This is a genomic window from Acinetobacter sp. ABJ-A23_2 (assembly GCF_044538765.1).
Classification (GTDB): domain Bacteria; phylum Pseudomonadota; class Gammaproteobacteria; order Pseudomonadales; family Moraxellaceae; genus Acinetobacter; species Acinetobacter nosocomialis_A.
In genome coordinates, this window is the sequence record NZ_JBIUCP010000007.1 from 56465 (window position 1) to 74908 (window position 18444).

An 18444-nucleotide genomic window follows, 5' to 3' on the forward strand; every position below is an offset into this window, starting at 1 on the left:
GTTTCAATTCCAACTCAAAACGCTGCGTTGGAATTGAAACGGCCGAAAACAAAAGAATTAAACTTCGGCTAACTCTGGCTGTTGTTCATTTTTATAAAATGGAACATCACCGTTAATGGTTGCACGGTGCATGATGCGATGAGCATCGCCATAATCAAATAATGCTTTATGTTGTGTGCAACGGTTATCCCAAATCGCGACGTCACCATCTTGCCATTTCCAGCGTAAATGAAATTGCTCTTGGGTCGCATGTTCAAACAAGAAATTAAGTAATTGCTCACTTTCTTGTTCGGGTAACTCATTAATGTGTGTGGTAAAACCCTCGCTTACAAATAACAAAGGCTCACTTGTAACCGGATGAGTACGCACCACTGGGTGAACCACTGGTGGGTTACGCTTAAAGGTTTGCAAAAGCTTTTCACGCTCTTCTTCGTTATGGGCAAAACGCTCAAGCGGAAAAGACTTACGTATATCGTGCGTTGCAGTTAAGCCACGCAATTTTTGCTGCAACTCAAGTGGAAGCCCTTTAAAAGCTGCTGTGTTGCTCGACCACAAGGTGTCACCGCCTACAGGTGGAATTTTAATGGCTTGCAACACACAACCTAAAGGTGGATTTTTACTAAAAGTCACATCTGTGTGCCAAAGTTCATTGTCACGCAAGTCTTGTTTCCAACTGTCGAGCACCATCACTTCAGGTACATCTTCAATTGAAGGATAAATCGGGTGCACATGTAAGCTACCAAAACTACGTGCCAAGTCTGCTTGTGCTTGCGGTGCTAATTGTTGCTTTCGAAAAAAAATGACCTGATGATCAAGCAAAGCCTGCTGGATTTGTTGCGTTGTCTGTTCATTTAACGCATTCAAATCAATATCGTGAATAATTGCGCCAATGGTAGGCTTGATCACTTCAATATTTAAGTTTGCTACTACTGTATTCATCTTCTTTACTACAACTGCTGACCATACCAAGGAGAAAACTGTTTTTGCAACCAACGTAAAAACAGCTCAAAACTAACTGCGACAATCGCAATCACAATAATGCCCAAAATCACCGTATCGGTAATTAAGAACTGTGCTGCCGATTGCACCATAAAACCAATACCACGGTCCGCTGCAACCAATTCTGCTGCAACTAATGTTGACCAGCCCACCCCAAGACCAATACGAATACCGGTAATAATATGAGGTAAAGCTGTTGGTAAAATGACATGCCAAAATACTTGTGACTGACTTGCTCCTAGCGACAATGCCGCACGTTCACGATTAAGCTGATGGCTTAACACACCATGCGCACTACTAATGATGACAGGCGCCAAAATCGAGAAGAAAATCAAAAGTACTTTTGTGGTTTCGCCAATACCGAACCAAATTACGAGTAAGGGTAAATAAGCTAACGGCGGAATTGGACGTAATAATTCAACCAAAGGATCTAGAACAGCGCGAACCCATTTGTTCAGGCCCATCCATAAACCTAGTGGTACACCAATTACAACAGCAGCAATCAAAGCTAAAAATACACGAGAGATACTGGCTGCTAAGTGTTGCCACAAAGTAGCCTTCATAAAGCCTTCTTGGCTGACCGATATAAATTTTTGCCAGACTGCCTGTGGGCTCGGTAAAAACAGTTCAGGTACGACATGCAAAGCAGTAATGAGGAACCAGAGTGCAACCACACTTCCCACACTAATTATGCTAACTGCCAAAGTGCGATGCTTCTCAAAAAATGACGATAGAAATGAAGCATTTTCTGTTTGCACATCTGGCTTAAGTTTTAGCCCTGCTTTGTCATATTCATAGACGTTATCTTTAGTACTCATGTGGTTAACGCCTCCTTACCGCTTTGTTTTTGTGCTCTTAAACTTTCAAACAGCTGCTCTCTGAGCTGAATAAATTGTGGGTCCGATTTAATTGAGCGAATAGACTCGCCCTGACGATATCGATTAGCAAAATCGAGATGTAGAGTTTCTACAATTTTGCCTGGATGCGCTGTCATTAGAACTAACTGATTGCTGAGCAATAATGCTTCTTCAATATCATGAGTAATTAAAAAGAAGCTTTTATTTTGTTGAATCCATAAATCGAGCACTAACTGCTGCATGTTTTCACGCGTAAAAGCATCTAATGCCGCAAAAGGTTCATCTAATAAAATAAACGGCGCGTGACTAATCAAAGCTCTGGCAATACCAACACGTTGTTTCATACCACCGGAAAGTTCCCAAATATTGGCTTTTTCAACGTGACTTAAACCTACAATTTTTAAAATTGCGTTCACTTGTGCTTCGATATCCGCGCGCTTTAAACCTTTTAACTGCAAAGCGAAGCCAACATTATCTGCAACATTCAACCAAGGAAGGAGTGCATGATCCTGAAACACGACAGCGCGGGTTACGTCTGGTCCATTTACTACTTCATGATTTACAAGCACATCACCTGAACTCGGCTTTTGAAAACCTGCCAAGATATTAAGCAAAGTTGTTTTGCCACAACCTGACTCGCCCAAAATCACGGTTAAAGAACCTTCTTCAATCGTTAGGTTAATGTCTTGTAAAACTGGCTTTTGCTGTTTAGGAAAAGTCAGATGAATATGTTTGGCTTCTAGTACACTCATGACAACTCCTTAAGGCTGCAAAAATGAAGAATTCACATTGCCTTTATAATCGGCTTTCAGTTGATCAACCTTGCCCTGACCTTTTAAGAACTTCGCTGTATCAAAAATATTTTGCGCGAATTCACCATCTAACGTTTGTTTTTGCTGAGCATGGTCAAGGTAAATGTTTCCACTTAATAAAAGCGGGATATCTTTTGGATCAGAACCTGTAAGCTGTGCAATTTTTTGCACGTTATCGGCATCTTTAACGTAAGCGGCTGGATCTTGATTATATTTTTCAAGCTGCTCAAGCGTAGTTTTAACAAAAGCTTTTAAGAAATCAGGATTTTTCTCTGCAAAATCTTTACGCACAACCCATAAGTCATAAGTTGGAGCGCCCCATTCACCGACTTGTTTCGAGTCAGTTAAAACCGTACCAGATGCTTTAGCTTTACTTAAAGCAGGTTCCCAAACATAGGCAGCATCAATATCACCACGTTCCCAAGCAGCTGAAATTTCAGGTGGACGCAAGTTAATAATTTTTACTTTATCTTCTGGAATGTTCCAATGTTTAAGTGCCGACAAAAGACTGTAATGCGTGGTTGAAACAAACGGTACAGCAATGGTTTTGCCAATTAAATCTTGAGGAGTTTTAATGCCTGATTTATTACTTACCACTAATGCTTCAGATCCACCAAGTTTTGATGTAATTAAGAATACTTCAATCGGTAAATCACGGCTTGCCGCAGCAGCAAGTGGACTTGAGCCAATATTGCCAAGTACGACATCACCTGAAGCAAGTGCGTTTACAACATCTGAACCCGCATCAAATTTTTTCCATTGAATGTTACGTTGACTATGTTTTTCATATTCCCCATTGGCCTGCGCAACTTTGCTTGGGTCAACCCCAGTTTGGTAGGCAATCACGACAGGTTTACTGTCGCGAACTGAAGCACTTGTATTATTGTCTTTCTTATTTTGCCATACGATAAATGCAACAATTGCTACAACCACAATTGCCGTGATAATCAACGGTTTGGTCTTTGTGCTCATAATTTCATGATCTTTCAATAATATAAGCTCATGGTATGCAGCTGGCTTTATAATGAAAAATAAAAAAATATGAGTTGCTTATCTATTTTTGATAAATAACTTTTTCATATAAGTTTTTATCTTTTGGTAAAAAGCAAATATCAAGCAAACTTACAGGTTAGCCATAAAATTAAAATACATATATATCAATAATTAAAAAGGATATTCAAAAAACACATGATGAGAAAAACCTGACATACCTACTCTAATTATTTTATCCTACTCATTTCGTCATTTTTATTTTTTGCTTATCGCATCCAGAGTTTTGCATCTAATTAATTTTCATTCTTTATATATAAAGTTAAGATGTTATTATCTTTTTATCTTAAAACTTCTGCAAAAATTAAGATTTGGACAAATCTTTTTCTGGTTTATACATGACGCAAATTTAATTTTTATTTTTAAGAGGAGAAAAATTCTTTTGTTTAAACATTCTCAATTTTTGAAAAAAACATTAATTACAGCGTCTTTAATTACATTTAGCCTTTCAAGTCATGCGGCTCTCACCTTTGGTATTGCTGAAGAAGGTCAACTTAAAGTAAGTGGTACTGTTCGAGCTAAATATGTTTATGACTTTGACTCTGATCCCACTACCAGTAAATTGTCCTTTAATGACGCGGTATTATGGCTGGACTACAACTCCCCGAAATGGATTGGCCGACTAGATTATCGGGTTTATGAATATTACGGGCGTTTAGGCGATGCCAATTGGCTTACCGATGCGTGGTTGGGTTATAAAATTAATGACAACAGTAAAATTATTGCGGGCTTAAACCCAGTTCCTTTTGGCTTAGGTCGCTTTTGGGGAAATACTTATTATTTAGGCATTGCCAATAGTGCAGGTTGGGAAGATGTACATAACCTTGGGGTAAAATATGATTTCAATGATGGAATCAATGAAGCACAACTCGCCTTTTATCCTACCGATGGTGGCACCTATAGAGGTAAAAGCAAAGACTCGAGTCGATTTAGTATCAATCCTGTCAATGCGGATGACTCAGTACCACAAGGCACCAATACTAAAGAAAAAAACTCGATTGTTGTTCGCGGTGCTCATACCTTTAAAAATGTCTTAGGCCAAGAAAATTTCTCTACCCAACTGGGCGCCTCTGCATGGTACTCCACCATTGAAAATAAACGTTCAGGGCAAGATGGCGATCGCCAAGTCTATTCAGTTTTTAGCAATACCAATTATAACCAATGGAATTTACAGCTTTTGGCTGGTTATCAAGACATTGATAATGCCGACACTGAATATAAAGATCACCTGACTTTGGGTGGTTTCGATTATTCATTTAACTCGGCAACCAAAGGTCAGATTTATTCAGCCGAACTGAGCTATTTATTTCCTCAGCAGTTTGGCCCAATTACCTCTGTTCGCCCCTACCTAAACTATAGTTCTTATCGAAAAGAGCAAGATGGCTTTAAAGATTCAACCCGTTTTATTCCCGGCATTGCCTTTAACTATCAAAAATTGACAGTACAAGCCGAGTTGCTGGTGGGTAAACACGATCCATATCTAGGAGACAGTGAAGGCCTTGCGGCTGGTGGAAGCAATGATAAATGGAATAAAAAAGCATTTGTAATTTTTGCTTATTACTTCTAATTCTTAAAACAAAGGCCAACAGATGTTGGCCTTTGTTTTTATCTAGATATCTACTTTTAATCTAGTCAATTACTGGTGAATTATTGAGAGGAAGTTCTGTTTTATCTTCATCAATCACATCGACATCTTGGGCGGTAGGCTCAAACTTAATCAGTAGCCCAATCACAATTAAAGGAATAAACGCAAAGATAGAAATAATAAGGTAAACATCAGTTTTATATCCCGCCATCCAGATCGGTAAAACAAACAAAGCAATTGCTTGAGCAACACCCGTTACTGCACGGTTAAAGCCGACCCCAACGCCACGAATCGAAGCTGGATAAGCCATGGTTGGATAAACCATCATTTGTGCCCCAGGCCCAAAGCCTTCAGCAAAAAGCCATAAACCTAGCATGCCAATTGCGGTGTAGAGTAAAAAGCTATTACCGGGTTCACCGATGAATGCTAAGGCAATAAGAGCTATAAACTGGAGTAAAAAGCCTGTAAGCAACACATGACGAGATTTAAATCTGCTAGCAACAAATACGCCTAACAGCCCGCCCGTAAATGCAAACAGCAAATTGAGTCCGAGTGTTGTAGTAATGGTCGTCAAGACATCGGTATGAAAGAAACGCGTTAAAATAGAAGGTAAAAAGAAGGCAATGGTGGTGTACTGAAACGCCACCGAAATGTGAATCACAATGGCCACAATAGTTCTTGGCAAATAGGTTTTATTAAATAAAACTGCAAAACCCTCGCGCTTTTTCTTTTCAGCAGTTCTTTCTACTTTTTCAACTGTAGCAACTGCATTAATTGCATAGGATTCTTGTAGAACTTTAGCTGCACCTTTTAAATCACCTTGGTTTGCAAGCCAAATGGGTGACTCAGTTAAATATTTACCGCGAATAAAAATGATGAGTAACGCTGGCACTGCTCCAAAAATTAAAGATGCTCGCCATAACCAGTTGCTATGCTCAGGGGGTAAAAGAAAATAAAGCGCCAGAACTAGACCAAAACATACCGAAGAAGCGGCATACCACATTGGGCACCATGCGGCTAAACGCGCTGCCTTGTTGCTACTTCCATTAAACTTGGAAAACTCAGATAAGTATGACATTGCCACAGGCAAATCAATACCAACACTAATCCCCATAATAAATCGGGCTAAAATCAAAACCCATACATTCGGTGCAAAGCCTGCGACAATTGCCGCAATGACAAAGAGCACCATGTCCGCCATGAAGACCCGATAACGGCCGATTTTATCTGTCAGCCAACCACCAATCAGGTTACCCACAATGGTTCCACAGACAATTGCTGAAGCCACCACACCCGTCATCACAGGGCTTAAAGAAAACTCTGAGATGACTTGCTCAATACCAAAGGACAGCGTTGTTAAATCATAGGCATCAATAAACACCCCAATTAGTGCCAACCAAATAACTTTATTCGATTTACCCTTCCCTGCAAATTTTGAAATTAATTGTGAAACATCATCGGGAGATTTAATTACATAACGATGGTTATGATCGAGTTCTTGTGTGCTCACTTAATAATTCCTAAACTTTAATAACAGGAACAAAATAATGATTATTCACATAATACAAAAACAAATTAATCTGATGTTTTAATCTAAATTATAGAATTATTTTTTCATTATTAACTCAGCAGTAAAACCGATATAAAAAGACAAAATAAAAGCTGATATTTAATCAGCTATTTATTTAAAGGTTTTCTAAAATATTAACTCGCCTCAGCAAGTTTTAATTCTTTTAGATTACGATATTTTGCACCGCGGTGATTTACAGGCAAATATGGCCCAGCACCAAATAGTTTTTCTCTTAATGTTCCTTGTGCATAAGAGGTTTGATATACCCCTCGTTTTTGCAACTCTGGAACAATAAATTCGACCACATCGGCAAAGGTTTGATGCGCCAAAATATAGGCAAGGTTGAAACCATCGACATCGGTATCATCAATCCATTGCTGTAGAGCATCTGAAACAGTTTCTGCCGAACCCACTAACACAGGTCCATTACCGCCTAAGCTGTTCCAATTTGCAATTTCTTCAATGGTCCAAACACGCTCTGGGTCTGCATTCACATAAGAATCTAATAAAGATTGAATGGCATTGGTTTGAATATATTCAACTTTGTCCGTTGGTTGATATTGTGAAAAATCGACACCAGACCAGCCAGACAGCAAGGTTAAAGCGCCATCGTAGCTTCCATAGCTTTGATATTCTTTAAACTTAGCCTGAGCTTTTGCATCGGTTTCATCAGTGACAATCGACAAAAGTGCATAAATTTTAACAGAGTACGGGTCGCGGCCTTCTTGAGCCAATTTCTGGCGAATACCCTGGACCACTTTTTTAGTGGCGATTTTAGATGGCGCTGCTATGAATACACACTCGGCATTTTGACTAGCAAACTTCTGTCCGCGTGAAGATGCACCTGCTTGGTAAAGTACTGGTGTTCGCTGCGGTGATGGCTCACAAATATGGATACCCGGTACAGTAAAGTATTTACCCTCGTGCTGAATTGGATGCACTTTTTTATGGTCAGCAAAGATACCGCTTTCACGGTCACGAAGTACCGAACCTTCTTCCCAAGAACCTTCCCAAAGTTTGTACAGGACTTCTAAATATTCATCGGCAATATCATAACGATTGTCATGATTAACCTGAGTTTTTAGGCCCAAATTTTTCGAACCACTTTCCAAATAAGACGTCACGATATTCCAACCCACTCGCCCTTTGGTTAAATGGTCTAACGTGCTAATACGTCTAGCAAAAGGATAAGGATGTTCAAAGGAAATAGAGGTCGTGACACCAAAACCCAAGTGCTTTGTGACTGCGGCCATCGCTGGTACAATCTGTAGCGGATCATTGACTGGAACTTGTACTGCACCTGTTAAGGCATGTTCAGCACTTTGATGATAAACGTCATAAATACCAAGCACATCTGCAATAAAAATACCGTCAAAAAAACCACGCTCAAGAATTTGTGCTAAATCTGTCCAATATTCTAAATCTTTATATTCAACAGATCGATCTTGAGGATGTCGCCATAATCCAGGAGATTGGTGGGCAATACAATTCATTTCAAAAGCATTAAAACTAATTTTCTTAGTCATAAAATATTCGCCAGCATTTTATTTATTTTTATACTAAAGCAATTTTTATGTTTTCTTTATAATATAAACCCCAAACAAAATATGATTTTATTCTAATAGGTTTTTATAATTTATTTCTAAAAAAACATAAATAATATTAAGCCACTAAAAATAGCAGCTTAATATCTAAAACTATAATTTATTGTTTAGCAACATTCCCTATTCGCCATTGATACGGAGGTAATGTGCCATTTACACTAAAATCACCGACAATTCGATTTTTAAATACTCTCGGGTTATGTGAAGATAAAGTTCGTACATTACGCCAGTATCGATCTAGACCTAAATCTTTATCTGTTGCAGAAGCACCTAAAGCGTCAAATAAAATCGTAGAAGCATTTAAAATTAGATCTGTAATGACCGTTTGAGACTGCGCACTTTCAAGCTCGGCAAGTGCATTTTGCTCTTCTTCAAGCTGCTCATTATTTTGAAATGCAGCTAAGTAAGCACGTTGTAAGCTTTGTGCGACTTTTTCAACAATCGCCCCTGCACTGTAAGCTGCACCACGGATTTGACCTACTACTTGTAAAATTTGCGGATCCTGTTTTACAAATTGAGCATTTGCATGCGTGTAGTTTCGGGTACGTTTAGCAACAGCTTGAGAAACATCATAGGTTGCAGCACGTCCTAGACCTGTAATGATTGCCAGTTGAACCAGTTGATAGTAAGCCGCTGAATATTTAAAACGGTCATCATCAGGTAAAATTTCAGTTTCATCGACCAATACATCATGGAAATATGCTGTACCGCTTGCGGTGAGTTGCTGACCAAAGCCATTCCAGTCATCAACAATTTCGACGCCTTCATCTTCACGGCGAACAACGACCGAGCCAGATTCACCCTTTAAATCTGTTACACCAACATCCACCCAGTCTGCATATAAACTTCCTGTTGTGTAATATTTTTTACCTTTAACGCGAATTTTTCCTTCGCTGTCTCGATATAAATGTGTTTCAAACTGATCAATTGATTCTTTCCCGCCTTCAGACCAGGCACTGCCTACTGTTTCCCCATTTGCAATTCGGCTAAGCCAACGCTGTTGAAACGCTTTGTCTTTACTTACCAACACATCTTCAGTGAAACCAAAATGCACACGCAAAGCTTGCGGTAAGTTTGAGTCCGCTTCAGCAAGTTCAATGAGTAATGCAAATAATTCAGGAATGGTTGCATCAAAGCCACCATGAGCTTTTGGAAGTCTTAAGCGCGTAAAACCAATATCTTTGAGCCATTGAAGTTGTTCATAGGGCAAAATATGCTGCTGCTCACGGATTAAAGCCCCTTCTTTAATACGGGCAAAAGTCGGTCTGAAATTTTTTGCCAACTCATCATAACGTTCTGAAGGTCCTTCACCCCACACGCGAGAAATGATTGAAGCCTGACTAAGTGCTGCATGTGTTAGTGAACCGAGATGATGCTCAAAATTTAAATTTGTCATGTAAGTAAAACCAATATTGCTTTGCTTTTACCATAAAATATTTATTTCACATGAAAACGATTATTTTTTTATAACTGTATTCATTCTTTATATAAGAGCCTAAACACAAAGATAAAAAGCTCATCTATCAAGTCCTAAGATAACTCTTTTTGTCTAATGCTCTGCTGGCTTTGCAGAAGTGTTTGTATATATTCTGAATAGACAGATAATTTTTCGAAAATATGCTCCGAATAGAACATATCATCAATTAAGTGCGTCATTTGACTGGCAGTAAAGGTGTCGCATAAACCAACCAGCGCTGCGTTCATTTGAGCGAATTTCGCGCATAATTTGACATAAGTTTCATCTTTATTTTTGAATAATAATTTCCGCATTTCTAAGCCATTGAGGTTTTTTAAGTCATCATCTTTTGTGGTTTTAATCCAATAAATTTTGACCTTTAAAAATTGCTCCAGTGCTTTTAAATGCTCGACATCTACATCTAAACTCGTAATTAAAAAAACTGTTGAGAGATCACTTCGGCACAGTGCCTTGATTAATTTTAAATAGAGAAAGTCTATCTCTTGTATATTTGTTAGCTCTAAATCGAGATATATTTTTAGACTCTCTAAAACCTCATCTACCTTAAACACGACCTTCTTGTCTGCTTGATAATATTTATTAAGAATAGAAAGCACAGGCGCAGTTGCAGGTGTTGTATAAATAGCTGCCTTGTTTAAGTTAGCAAAAATAAATGGTGAGAATAGATAAGCCAAACTGCTTTGCTGTGGCTCAATATGAGACTGAATTAAATAAACCGTTTGAGTTTTAGAAAAGTCTCTGAGTACTTTCGCTCTAAGTAAAGTTGCTTCAAGGTTCACATAAGTCTGTTCTAACTGATCTACTACCAATGTAGAAATAGACTGATTTTTAATAATTTTATGTAGAACATTTAGTTGAGAAGTAATAAACATTTTTTAACATCCAAGCTATTTTAGAAGCGCTACACTTACACTTAGGTCTTTAAGAAACACGCAGCAACCGGACCCTACACAAAACAACAATGGAAATAGAAAAGAAGAACATAATCATGTGCTTAAAAAAATCTAAAACAGCGTTCACATTGAGTCTTGAAGGTTGGTTTAGGTTGGCGGTAAATCCTGTTCATTTTTATTGTGAACTTTGGAGGAATGAATATATAGCTACAGATGATTGAAAAAAAACTATAGCACACCCTTGAAACCATACTGAACTGTTATAGTTTTATAAAAAATTTCTGTATCTACATATACAAATAGAGCGAGTGCATGATTAAGAAAACTTCTTAAGGTAGGTAGTTTTCATGAGACGATCTATTGCATATCGCCAGATATTTCATCAATGTTTCAATGCAACATGCATTTTTACAAATGCAACATCAAGCATAAACTTTGTTAACAGATTGAAAACAATCAATCGCTCTATTCTATTGAAATATCAAGCAATTATATTGCTTTACCCTGTTGGCATTTTACTTGCTAAGAACATTTATCACAGAAGTAAGTTTAATCGCCAGAGTACTTTTTTGCCTGAAAATAAGTATTTAACTCATTTAATCATCATCAGCTAGTTCACAGGGGGAAAGTTTATGAGCCTCGGTCTAACCGCTCTAGAATTAGCGCGAATACAATTTGCTTTCACAGTATCCTTCCATATTATTTTTCCGGCCACTTCCATCGGTCTTGCCTGCTTTTTAGCAGTGCTAGAGTGGAAATGGTTAAGAACCCAAAACCCGATTTATAAAGATCTATTTAAATACTGGATTAAGATCTTTGCCGTTGCGTTTGGTATGGGAGTTGTTTCCGGTGTCGTAATGAGCTACCAGTTTGGTACCAACTGGAGTGAATTTTCACGTGTAGCCGGAAGTATTACTGGTCCTTTACTTACCTATGAAGTCTTGAGTGCCTTCTTCTTAGAAGCAGGTTTCTTAGGCATTATGTTATTTGGTTGGGGGCGTGTTGGTCCTCGAGCCCATTTCTTCGCAACACTTATGGTTGCCATCGGAACATGTATTTCCATGTTCTGGATTTTATCTTCCAATAGTTGGATGCAAACCCCGCAAGGCTTTGCCATCGAAAATGGCATTATTGTGCCAAAAGACTGGTTGGCTATAGTCTTTAATCCATCCTTCCCTTACCGCTTAGCCCATATGGGTGCCGCTGCCTTCTTGGTTTCATCTTTATTGGTGGTGGGAACATCTGCTTGGCATTTGGTAAAAGGCCGTCGTGATGAACTGGTGAAAAAATCATTCTCGATGGGTTTATGGATGGTACTTGTGACTTCATGTTTACAAGTGGTGATTGGTGATAACCATGGTTTAAACACTCGTGAACATCAACCTGCCAAACTTGCCGCAATGGAAGGTCACTGGGAAACCAACCACAATGAACCTATGCCATTACTGTTATTTGCCATTCCAGATATGAAAGAAGAACGTAATCACTTTGAAGTCGGCGTTCCATATTTGGGTAGCTTAATTTTGACTCACAGCTTAGATGGACAAGTCACAGGTTTAAAAGAATTCGCACCTGAAGATCGTCCAAACTCAACCATCATTTTCTGGAGTTTCCGTGTAATGGTAGGACTTGGTGTACTCATGGTCACCTTGTCACTGATTGCACTTTGGCTACGTAAACGCGGAAAACTTTATGACACTTCATGGTTCCATAAATTTGCATTATTAATGGGCCCAGCAGGTTATGTTGCAATGCTGGCGGGTTGGGTAACCACAGAGGTTGGCCGTCAACCTTGGGTGGTATATGGCATTCTGCGAACAAAAGATGGTCTATCGCATACGGTGTCGGCAGATCAAGTTGGCCTCAGTCTCTTTATTTTTGTAGTGGTGTATACCATCGTTTTTGGTAGCGGTATCTACTACACATTAAAACTCATTAATAAAGGCCCATCATTTATCGATACACCAAATATCGAGTCTGGTGGTGTTGGACACTTTAAAACACCAATGCGTCCGCTCAGTGCAGTCGATGAAAATATTGACAGCAAACAAAACTCTAGGGAGAACCGTCATGATTGATCTTTCTTTAATATGGGTCGGTATTATTGGTTTAGGTGTCATGATTTATGTGGTCATGGATGGCTTCGACTTAGGAATCGGGATTATGTTTCCGTTCATTAAGAGTAGCCAAGAACGTGATGTCATGATGAATACCGTTGCCCCTGTCTGGGATGGTAACGAAACATGGATGGTACTCGGTGGTGCTGGTCTATATGCTGCCTTCCCACTGGTCTATTCAACAGTTTTATCAGCGCTCTACCTGCCTATTATTTTCATGGTGATTGCACTGATTTTCCGTGGGGTTGCTTTTGAATTCCGCTTTAAAGCTCATCGAACCAAACATCTTTGGGACTTGGCTTTTATTTGGGGTTCAGTTTTAACCAGTTTCCTACAAGGGATTATTCTGGGTGCCTATATTCAAGGGATTAAAACTGAAAATGGTATTTTTGCTGGCGGGTCTCTGGATTGGTTGTCTCCATTTACGATCTTTACAGGTATTGGCGTAGTGGCTATGTATGCCACTTTAGGCTGTGGATGGCTCATTTTAAAAACCGAAAAAGGCTTACAGCAACGTATGTATGAGCTTATGCCAAAGCTGATTATTGCATTGCTCATTATTTTTGGTGGCGTAAGTTTATATACGCCTCTGACTCATCCTGAAATTGCAGATCGCTGGTTCTCTTTACCAAATCTGTTCTATTTTAGTCCTGTACCTATTTTGGTCTTATTGTTTGTTGGTCTGATTTTATCAGCGTGTAAAAAGCAAGATCACGACCTCAAACCATTTGCATATACATTGGCCCTCGTTTTCCTTGCATTTACTGGATTCGTGATTAGTTTATGGCCATATATTATTCCGCCATCAGTCACCATCTGGCAGGCCGCAGCACCACATTCAAGCCAAATGTTTGCTTTGGTCGGTGCACTTATTTTGATTCCAATCATTATTGCTTACACCATTGTGTCTTACTGGGTATTTAGAGACAAAGTCCGTGTAGGTGATGAAGGCTATCATTAAGTATGGAGGGTTTTATGAAAAAGTCATCCGTTAAACTCAATCAAACCCAATGGTTTATTCTGCTATGGCTCGGTGGTTTTTTAGCCTTAGCTGTGATTGCGGGATTGTTTAAAGTGATATTGATTTATGCAGCCCCTTACTTAAAGTAATTCCATCCTTATAGACAAATGCCGTTTGTAGATTCTACAAACGGCATTTATTATTGATTCAGTGCATCTTTTTTTATCTCGTGCAGCTCATACATGTATAAATCAGAACAACTCGCCCATAGCATTCGCCAACTCATTGAGAGCGGTACTTTAAATGCACATGAGAAATTACCTTCATTAAGAGATCAGGTACAACGCTCTGGTTTTAGTTTAATGACTGTCATGAATGCTTATCAGGAGCTTGAATCGCAAGGACTGATTTATTCAAAAGAAAAATCTGGATATTTTGTTGCTGAGCAAATTGCTCTTAAACCACTCGAGCAATATTCTGTTGTTTCATTAAATTCTAAAATCGAAATTAACTCATTAGTTTTTAAATATCTTAAGTCAATTCAACATGAGTCTGTTGTGCCTTTTGGTTCAGCTTTTCCGGACAGTCAGCTTTTAGCTGCCCCCAAACTCATTCAAATTATGGGGCAACTTGCGCGTCAAAGACAAAGCTATGACCAAACAGCAAGTCTACCTCCCGGTAATTTAGCTTTAAGGAAACTGATTGCTCAGCGCTACTGTATGCAAGGCATACAGACAGACCCAGATGACATTGTCATTACATCGGGAGGTTTAGATGCACTGAACCTTTCCCTACAAGCAGTCGCTAAACCGGGTGACTATATTCTATTGCAACAAACCGTGTTTTACGGCGCTTGGCAAGCTGCCGAGCGTTTAGGGCTTAAAGTCATTACCATTCCTGAACATCCTCAATATGGTTTTGACCTAGAAGCTTTTGAACAGGTTATTCAAACCTATCCTATCAAAGTGTGTTGGCTCATGCTGAATGCACATAACCCGATTGGTTTTACCGTCAGTGATGACATTAAATATAAAATTGCCAAGTTGCTTCATGAACACCAAATTTATTTGATTGAAGATGATGTCTATGAAGAGCTTTTTTATGGTGGCCAAAAACCACTTTCAATGAAGTATTTTGACCAACAAAATCTGGTGCTTCACTGCTCATCTTTTTCTAAAACATTAGGTGCAGGTTTTCGGGTCGGTTGGGTTTATGCGGGTAAGTTTTCAGACCATATTCAACACTTGCAACTCATGAGTACCATTTCAGTAAATGCACTCATTCAAAATGCATTGGTTGAGTTTTTATCTCATCATCATTATGAAAAGCACTTGCGTACACTTAGACTTTCACTTGAGCGTTATAAAAAGCAGTTTTATCACTATTTAAAGCAGCATTTACCAAGCTCTTGCGAAGTGTATTACTACCCAAGTGGCTATTTTCTATGGGTCAAACTTCCTAGTACGCTAGACAGTATGCAAGTTTATGAAGAGTTGATTCAGCAAGACATTGGCGTTGTGCCAAGCCCTTTGTTTAGTGTTTTACCCGCACAGCAGCATTATTTGCGAATCAACTGTTCGTTTGAATGGAACACTAAAATTCAAAGCGCATTAGATCAAGTGATTAAAACCATTCAACAAAGAGTTGAGAACAATTCATAAGAAGGTATGGCCTCTTAAAATCAAGGCCCAAGCCATTAACGACATGACTGTTTTTGTTGTCGGCTTAATTTGTTCTTTTAGCGCAGGTGCTTTACTCGACTTATTTGGCTGGAAAGCAATGAATATGGCTTTAATCCCCTGGTTATTAATTGCCATTTGTTCATCATGATTAAGCAAAAAAATAAGCTTTCGCTTTATGTTGAGTTTATCTTTCTATTTCTAATAAATGATCTTTACTACAATTTGGCGCACTTTGATTACACATTGTCGCCATTCGATTTGGATAAATATCGTTCAAATTTCTATGATGCCTCTATCGAAAAGCAAGTTCCTTAAAACTTTAGTTGAGAGACAGAATATGAACACAGTTAAAGAAAAAATCGTTCTCATCACAGGCGCATCATCTGGTATGGGAAAAGCATTTACCAAAGCATTACTCAAAGAAGGTGCAACTGTTTATGCCGTTGCCCGTCGCGTTGATGCTATGCAAGAACTAAAAGCCCTTGGTGCTCATACATTAAAAATGGATATTACCAATCAGGATGATATCGACCAAGTTGTGAAGACTATTGAAAAAGAAACCCATGGCGTTGATATTTTAGTTAACTGCGCAGGCTTCGGCATGTATGGTGCTATGGAGGATACTACCCTTGCCGATGCACGCTATCAATTTGAAGTGAATCTGTTTGGTATGGCCTATTTAACCCAAAAGGTTCTGCCTAGTATGCGTAAAAAAATGCAGGGTCGAATTATCAATATTTCATCAATGGGTGGGAAAATTTATACCCCACTTGGTAGTTGGTATCATGCGAGTAAACATGCAGTTGAAGGCTGGTCTGACTGTCTACGTTTAGAGTTAAAATCATTTAATATTGATGTTGTTGTCATTGAACCGGGTGCTATCGCAACTGAATTTGCAGATGTAATGGTCCAACCTATGCTTGAACGTTCAGGGCAAAGTGCGTATAGCCATATGGCAGCCGCAGTTGCTAACTCAACAAAAACTACAGTAGAAAAAGGTGAACTTTCAGACGTGCAAGTTGTCGTTGATATGTTGATGAAAGCTGTTCATGCATCCTCACCTAAAACACGTTATGTGGGTGGCAAATATGCCAAACTGATGATATTTGTACGTAAATGGTTTGGCGACCGTGTGTTTGATCGTATGGTGATGTCAGTTATTAAATAAATGAAGTGACCCATATAAGTTTAATGTTGAGATGCTCAAATGAAATATGCTTCAAATTTTGCCCTAAATACCAATTGGAAGTTATTACTGAACGACCTAGGCATAAATATTGAAGATGCATTACGTTTGGCATCTCTACCGCTTGATTTGTTCAACCGTAAAGATGCAAGCCTTACGCCCGTTCAATATTTCAATTTTTGGCACGCAATTGAACAACTTGCTGGAATAAATGACTTACCTTTAAAAATCGGTCAAATGATTACAGTTGAGCTTTTTGACCCAGCGATTTTTGCTTGTATTTGTAGTCCCAACTTTAATATTGCGATACAGCGTCTATCTGAATTTAAAAGACTCGTTGGGCCAATGCAGTTACAAGTAGAAATTGATAACGACACAACAACACTAGAACTCAAATTTTATAATGTATCTACGCCAACGCCGCAAAGTCTTGCCATGTCAGAACTGGTCTTTTTTGCTCAATTAGCAAGAATATGTACAAGACATCCGGTTATACCTTTGAAAGTTACGCTGCCCGATTTACCTAATAATCTAGCAGACTACAAAACATTTTTTGGCGTACTTCCACAAAAAAGTGAACACATTTCGATTGTCTTTTCACGCCAAGATGCTGAACGTCCTTTTTTAACAGCCAATCCAACCATGTGGTCTTTTTTCGAGCCAAACTTGCAACGTAGTCTTATACAGCTTGATGAAGATGCAACAGTTAGTGAAAAAGTTAAAGCAATTCTTTTAGAAAACCTACCTGCTGGACTATGTACAATAGAAGATGTTGCTCAACGACTCGCGATGAGCAAACGTACGCTACAACGGCTACTTTTAGAAGAAAAAACTAATTTTAAAACGCTTTTGGATGCGACACGTCAATCTCTTGCCCAACATTATTTAGAAAAATCATCAATGAGCACGGGTGAAATTTCATTTCTATTGGGCTTTCAAGAGCACAACTCATTCAACCGAGCATTTAAAAACTGGACGGGTAATACTCCGCAAGAATATAGGCTTATGCATTAATTCCTATCGCGGTTTATTCAACATCCATTCCAGATTTTGGCGAACCGCAGGCCACTCATGTTTTAAAATGCTATAAACATGGGTGTCCCGCAAAATATCATCTTTCACAATTTGATGGCTTCTGAGTACACCGTCCAACTTTGCACCCAAGCGTACAATCGCGGCTTGGCTTTGAACATTTAAAGAAGATGTGCGTAACTCAACCGCAATACAGTTTAAAGTCTCAAATGCGTGGGCCAACAATAGCTTTTTACATTCAGTATTTACAGGCGTACGCTGTGCAGATTTTCTGTACCACGTCGAACCAATTTCTACACGGCGATGTGCTTCTTCAATATGCATTAAAGTTGTCATACCTAACACCCAACCTGTTTTTCGGTCTTCAATATAAAAAGGCAACATAGAACCAGAACTTTGTAAACCGAGACGTCTTTCAATTTCAGCAGCCATTTGTTCAGGTCTTGGCACACGGGTATACCAAAGATTATAGAGTTCCCCATCACAAACAGCCTCCGCCAGTGATTCAGCTTGAGTTAAGTCTAAAGGCTTTAAAATAACGTGCTCACCCACTAATTCAACAGGTGTAGTAAAAGACATCTTTGTCTCCTCAATTGATATTAAAGTTTTATATTTTCAA

General features: G+C 38.9%; 16 protein-coding genes and 1 pseudogene. 8 read left to right on the forward strand and 9 right to left on the reverse strand.

Annotated features, from left to right (window positions below; all coding sequences use genetic code 11):
* Nucleotides 1–57: 57 nt before the first annotated feature.
* The 4 genes from tauD to tauA are packed head-to-tail and all read right to left on the reverse strand — an operon-like array spanning nucleotide 58 to nucleotide 3658.
* A complete protein-coding gene (gene tauD / locus ACH63V_RS04215) occupies nucleotides 58–939 on the reverse strand; it encodes a taurine dioxygenase (protein ID WP_396462836.1) in 882 nt (293 codons plus the stop codon).
* Between the two features lie 8 nt (nucleotides 940–947).
* A complete protein-coding gene (gene tauC, locus ACH63V_RS04220) occupies nucleotides 948–1817 on the reverse strand; it encodes a taurine ABC transporter permease TauC (protein WP_044102059.1) in 870 nt (289 codons plus the stop codon).
* Nucleotides 1814–2608, reverse strand: a complete 795-nt coding sequence (locus ACH63V_RS04225) for a taurine ABC transporter ATP-binding protein (protein WP_086497183.1) — start codon at nucleotides 2606–2608, stop codon at nucleotides 1814–1816. Before ACH63V_RS04225 ends, tauC begins: the two co-directional genes overlap by 4 nt.
* 9 nt (nucleotides 2609–2617) lie before the next feature.
* Nucleotides 2618–3658 carry a taurine ABC transporter substrate-binding protein gene (gene tauA, locus ACH63V_RS04230; protein ID WP_081038546.1) on the reverse strand — a complete coding sequence of 347 codons (1041 nt, stop codon included), beginning with the start codon at nucleotides 3656–3658 and terminating at the stop codon, nucleotides 2618–2620.
* 442 nt (nucleotides 3659–4100) lie between these two features.
* Between tauA and ACH63V_RS04235 the strand changes: the two genes are divergently transcribed.
* Nucleotides 4101–5285: a hypothetical protein gene (locus ACH63V_RS04235; protein ID WP_396462837.1), complete on the forward strand. Its 1185-nt coding sequence runs from the start codon at nucleotides 4101–4103 to the stop codon at nucleotides 5283–5285.
* 61 nt (nucleotides 5286–5346) lie between these two features.
* Here ACH63V_RS04235 and ACH63V_RS04240 read toward each other — a convergent pair whose 3' ends face one another.
* The 4 genes from ACH63V_RS04240 to ACH63V_RS04255 all read right to left on the reverse strand — a co-directional run bounded on the left by ACH63V_RS04240 (nucleotide 5347) and on the right by ACH63V_RS04255 (nucleotide 10826).
* Nucleotides 5347–6813 carry an MFS transporter gene (locus ACH63V_RS04240; RefSeq protein ID WP_396462838.1) on the reverse strand — a complete coding sequence of 489 codons (1467 nt, stop codon included), beginning with the start codon at nucleotides 6811–6813 and terminating at the stop codon, nucleotides 5347–5349.
* Nucleotides 6814–7007: 194 nt separating this feature from the next.
* Nucleotides 7008–8399 carry an LLM class flavin-dependent oxidoreductase gene (locus tag ACH63V_RS04245; protein WP_396462839.1) on the reverse strand — a complete coding sequence of 464 codons (1392 nt, stop codon included), beginning with the start codon at nucleotides 8397–8399 and terminating at the stop codon, nucleotides 7008–7010.
* A 178-nt stretch (nucleotides 8400–8577) separates the two neighbouring features.
* Complete coding sequence (locus tag ACH63V_RS04250) at nucleotides 8578–9873, reverse strand: acyl-CoA dehydrogenase family protein (RefSeq protein ID WP_206242397.1); 1296 nt, start codon at nucleotides 9871–9873, stop codon at nucleotides 8578–8580.
* A gap of 134 nt (nucleotides 9874–10007) precedes the next feature.
* Nucleotides 10008–10826 carry a hypothetical protein gene (locus ACH63V_RS04255; RefSeq protein ID WP_396462840.1) on the reverse strand — a complete coding sequence of 273 codons (819 nt, stop codon included), beginning with the start codon at nucleotides 10824–10826 and terminating at the stop codon, nucleotides 10008–10010.
* A 653-nt stretch (nucleotides 10827–11479) separates the two neighbouring features.
* On the opposite strand from ACH63V_RS04255, the gene ACH63V_RS04260 reads away from it, so the two are divergent.
* The 7 genes and pseudogenes from ACH63V_RS04260 (at nucleotide 11480) to ACH63V_RS04290 (ending at nucleotide 17807) form a co-directional block, all read left to right on the forward strand.
* A complete protein-coding gene (locus ACH63V_RS04260) occupies nucleotides 11480–12925 on the forward strand; it encodes a cytochrome ubiquinol oxidase subunit I (protein WP_396462841.1) in 1446 nt (481 codons plus the stop codon).
* Entirely contained in the window at nucleotides 12918–13925 is a 1008-nt protein-coding gene (gene cydB / locus ACH63V_RS04265) for a cytochrome d ubiquinol oxidase subunit II (protein WP_396462842.1), read from the forward strand. The genes ACH63V_RS04260 and cydB overlap by 8 nt, the downstream gene beginning before the upstream one ends.
* 14 nt (nucleotides 13926–13939) lie before the next feature.
* Nucleotides 13940–14074, forward strand: a complete 135-nt coding sequence (locus ACH63V_RS04270) for a hypothetical protein (RefSeq protein ID WP_000749813.1) — start codon at nucleotides 13940–13942, stop codon at nucleotides 14072–14074.
* 93 nt (nucleotides 14075–14167) lie between these two features.
* Nucleotides 14168–15586: a PLP-dependent aminotransferase family protein gene (locus ACH63V_RS04275; protein WP_396462843.1), complete on the forward strand. Its 1419-nt coding sequence runs from the start codon at nucleotides 14168–14170 to the stop codon at nucleotides 15584–15586.
* Between the two features lie 16 nt (nucleotides 15587–15602).
* Nucleotides 15603–15755, forward strand: a pseudogene (locus ACH63V_RS04280) (MFS transporter); the annotation flags it as partial.
* A 189-nt stretch (nucleotides 15756–15944) separates the two neighbouring features.
* Nucleotides 15945–16775: an oxidoreductase gene (locus ACH63V_RS04285; RefSeq protein WP_396462844.1), complete on the forward strand. Its 831-nt coding sequence runs from the start codon at nucleotides 15945–15947 to the stop codon at nucleotides 16773–16775.
* Between the two features lie 39 nt (nucleotides 16776–16814).
* Nucleotides 16815–17807: an AraC family transcriptional regulator ligand-binding domain-containing protein gene (locus ACH63V_RS04290; RefSeq protein ID WP_396462845.1), complete on the forward strand. Its 993-nt coding sequence runs from the start codon at nucleotides 16815–16817 to the stop codon at nucleotides 17805–17807.
* A gap of 3 nt (nucleotides 17808–17810) precedes the next feature.
* Here ACH63V_RS04290 and ACH63V_RS04295 read toward each other — a convergent pair whose 3' ends face one another.
* Entirely contained in the window at nucleotides 17811–18404 is a 594-nt protein-coding gene (locus ACH63V_RS04295; protein ID WP_396462846.1) for a GNAT family N-acetyltransferase, read from the reverse strand.
* Between the last annotated feature and the right edge of the window lie 40 nt (nucleotides 18405–18444).

What these genes read in the sequence shown, in the direction of transcription:
- tauD (WP_396462836.1), bottom strand. Translation starts at nt 939, where the DNA reads ATGAATACAGTAGTAGCAAACTTAAATATTGAAGTGATCAAGCCTACC.
- tauC (WP_044102059.1), bottom strand. Translation starts at nt 1,817, where the DNA reads ATGAGTACTAAAGATAACGTCTATGAATATGACAAAGCAGGGCTAAAA.
- ACH63V_RS04225 (WP_086497183.1), bottom strand. Translation starts at nt 2,608, where the DNA reads ATGAGTGTACTAGAAGCCAAACATATTCATCTGACTTTTCCTAAACAG.
- ACH63V_RS04245 (WP_396462839.1), bottom strand. Translation starts at nt 8,399, where the DNA reads ATGACTAAGAAAATTAGTTTTAATGCTTTTGAAATGAATTGTATTGCC.
- ACH63V_RS04250 (WP_206242397.1), bottom strand. Translation starts at nt 9,873, where the DNA reads ATGACAAATTTAAATTTTGAGCATCATCTCGGTTCACTAACACATGCA.
- ACH63V_RS04255 (WP_396462840.1), bottom strand. Translation starts at nt 10,826, where the DNA reads ATGTTTATTACTTCTCAACTAAATGTTCTACATAAAATTATTAAAAAT.
- ACH63V_RS04260 (WP_396462841.1), top strand. Translation starts at nt 11,480, where the DNA reads ATGAGCCTCGGTCTAACCGCTCTAGAATTAGCGCGAATACAATTTGCT.
- cydB (WP_396462842.1), top strand. Translation starts at nt 12,918, where the DNA reads ATGATTGATCTTTCTTTAATATGGGTCGGTATTATTGGTTTAGGTGTC.
- ACH63V_RS04270 (WP_000749813.1), top strand. Translation starts at nt 13,940, where the DNA reads ATGAAAAAGTCATCCGTTAAACTCAATCAAACCCAATGGTTTATTCTG.
- ACH63V_RS04275 (WP_396462843.1), top strand. Translation starts at nt 14,168, where the DNA reads ATGTATAAATCAGAACAACTCGCCCATAGCATTCGCCAACTCATTGAG.
- ACH63V_RS04285 (WP_396462844.1), top strand. Translation starts at nt 15,945, where the DNA reads ATGAACACAGTTAAAGAAAAAATCGTTCTCATCACAGGCGCATCATCT.
- ACH63V_RS04290 (WP_396462845.1), top strand. Translation starts at nt 16,815, where the DNA reads ATGAAATATGCTTCAAATTTTGCCCTAAATACCAATTGGAAGTTATTA.
- ACH63V_RS04295 (WP_396462846.1), bottom strand. Translation starts at nt 18,404, where the DNA reads ATGTCTTTTACTACACCTGTTGAATTAGTGGGTGAGCACGTTATTTTA.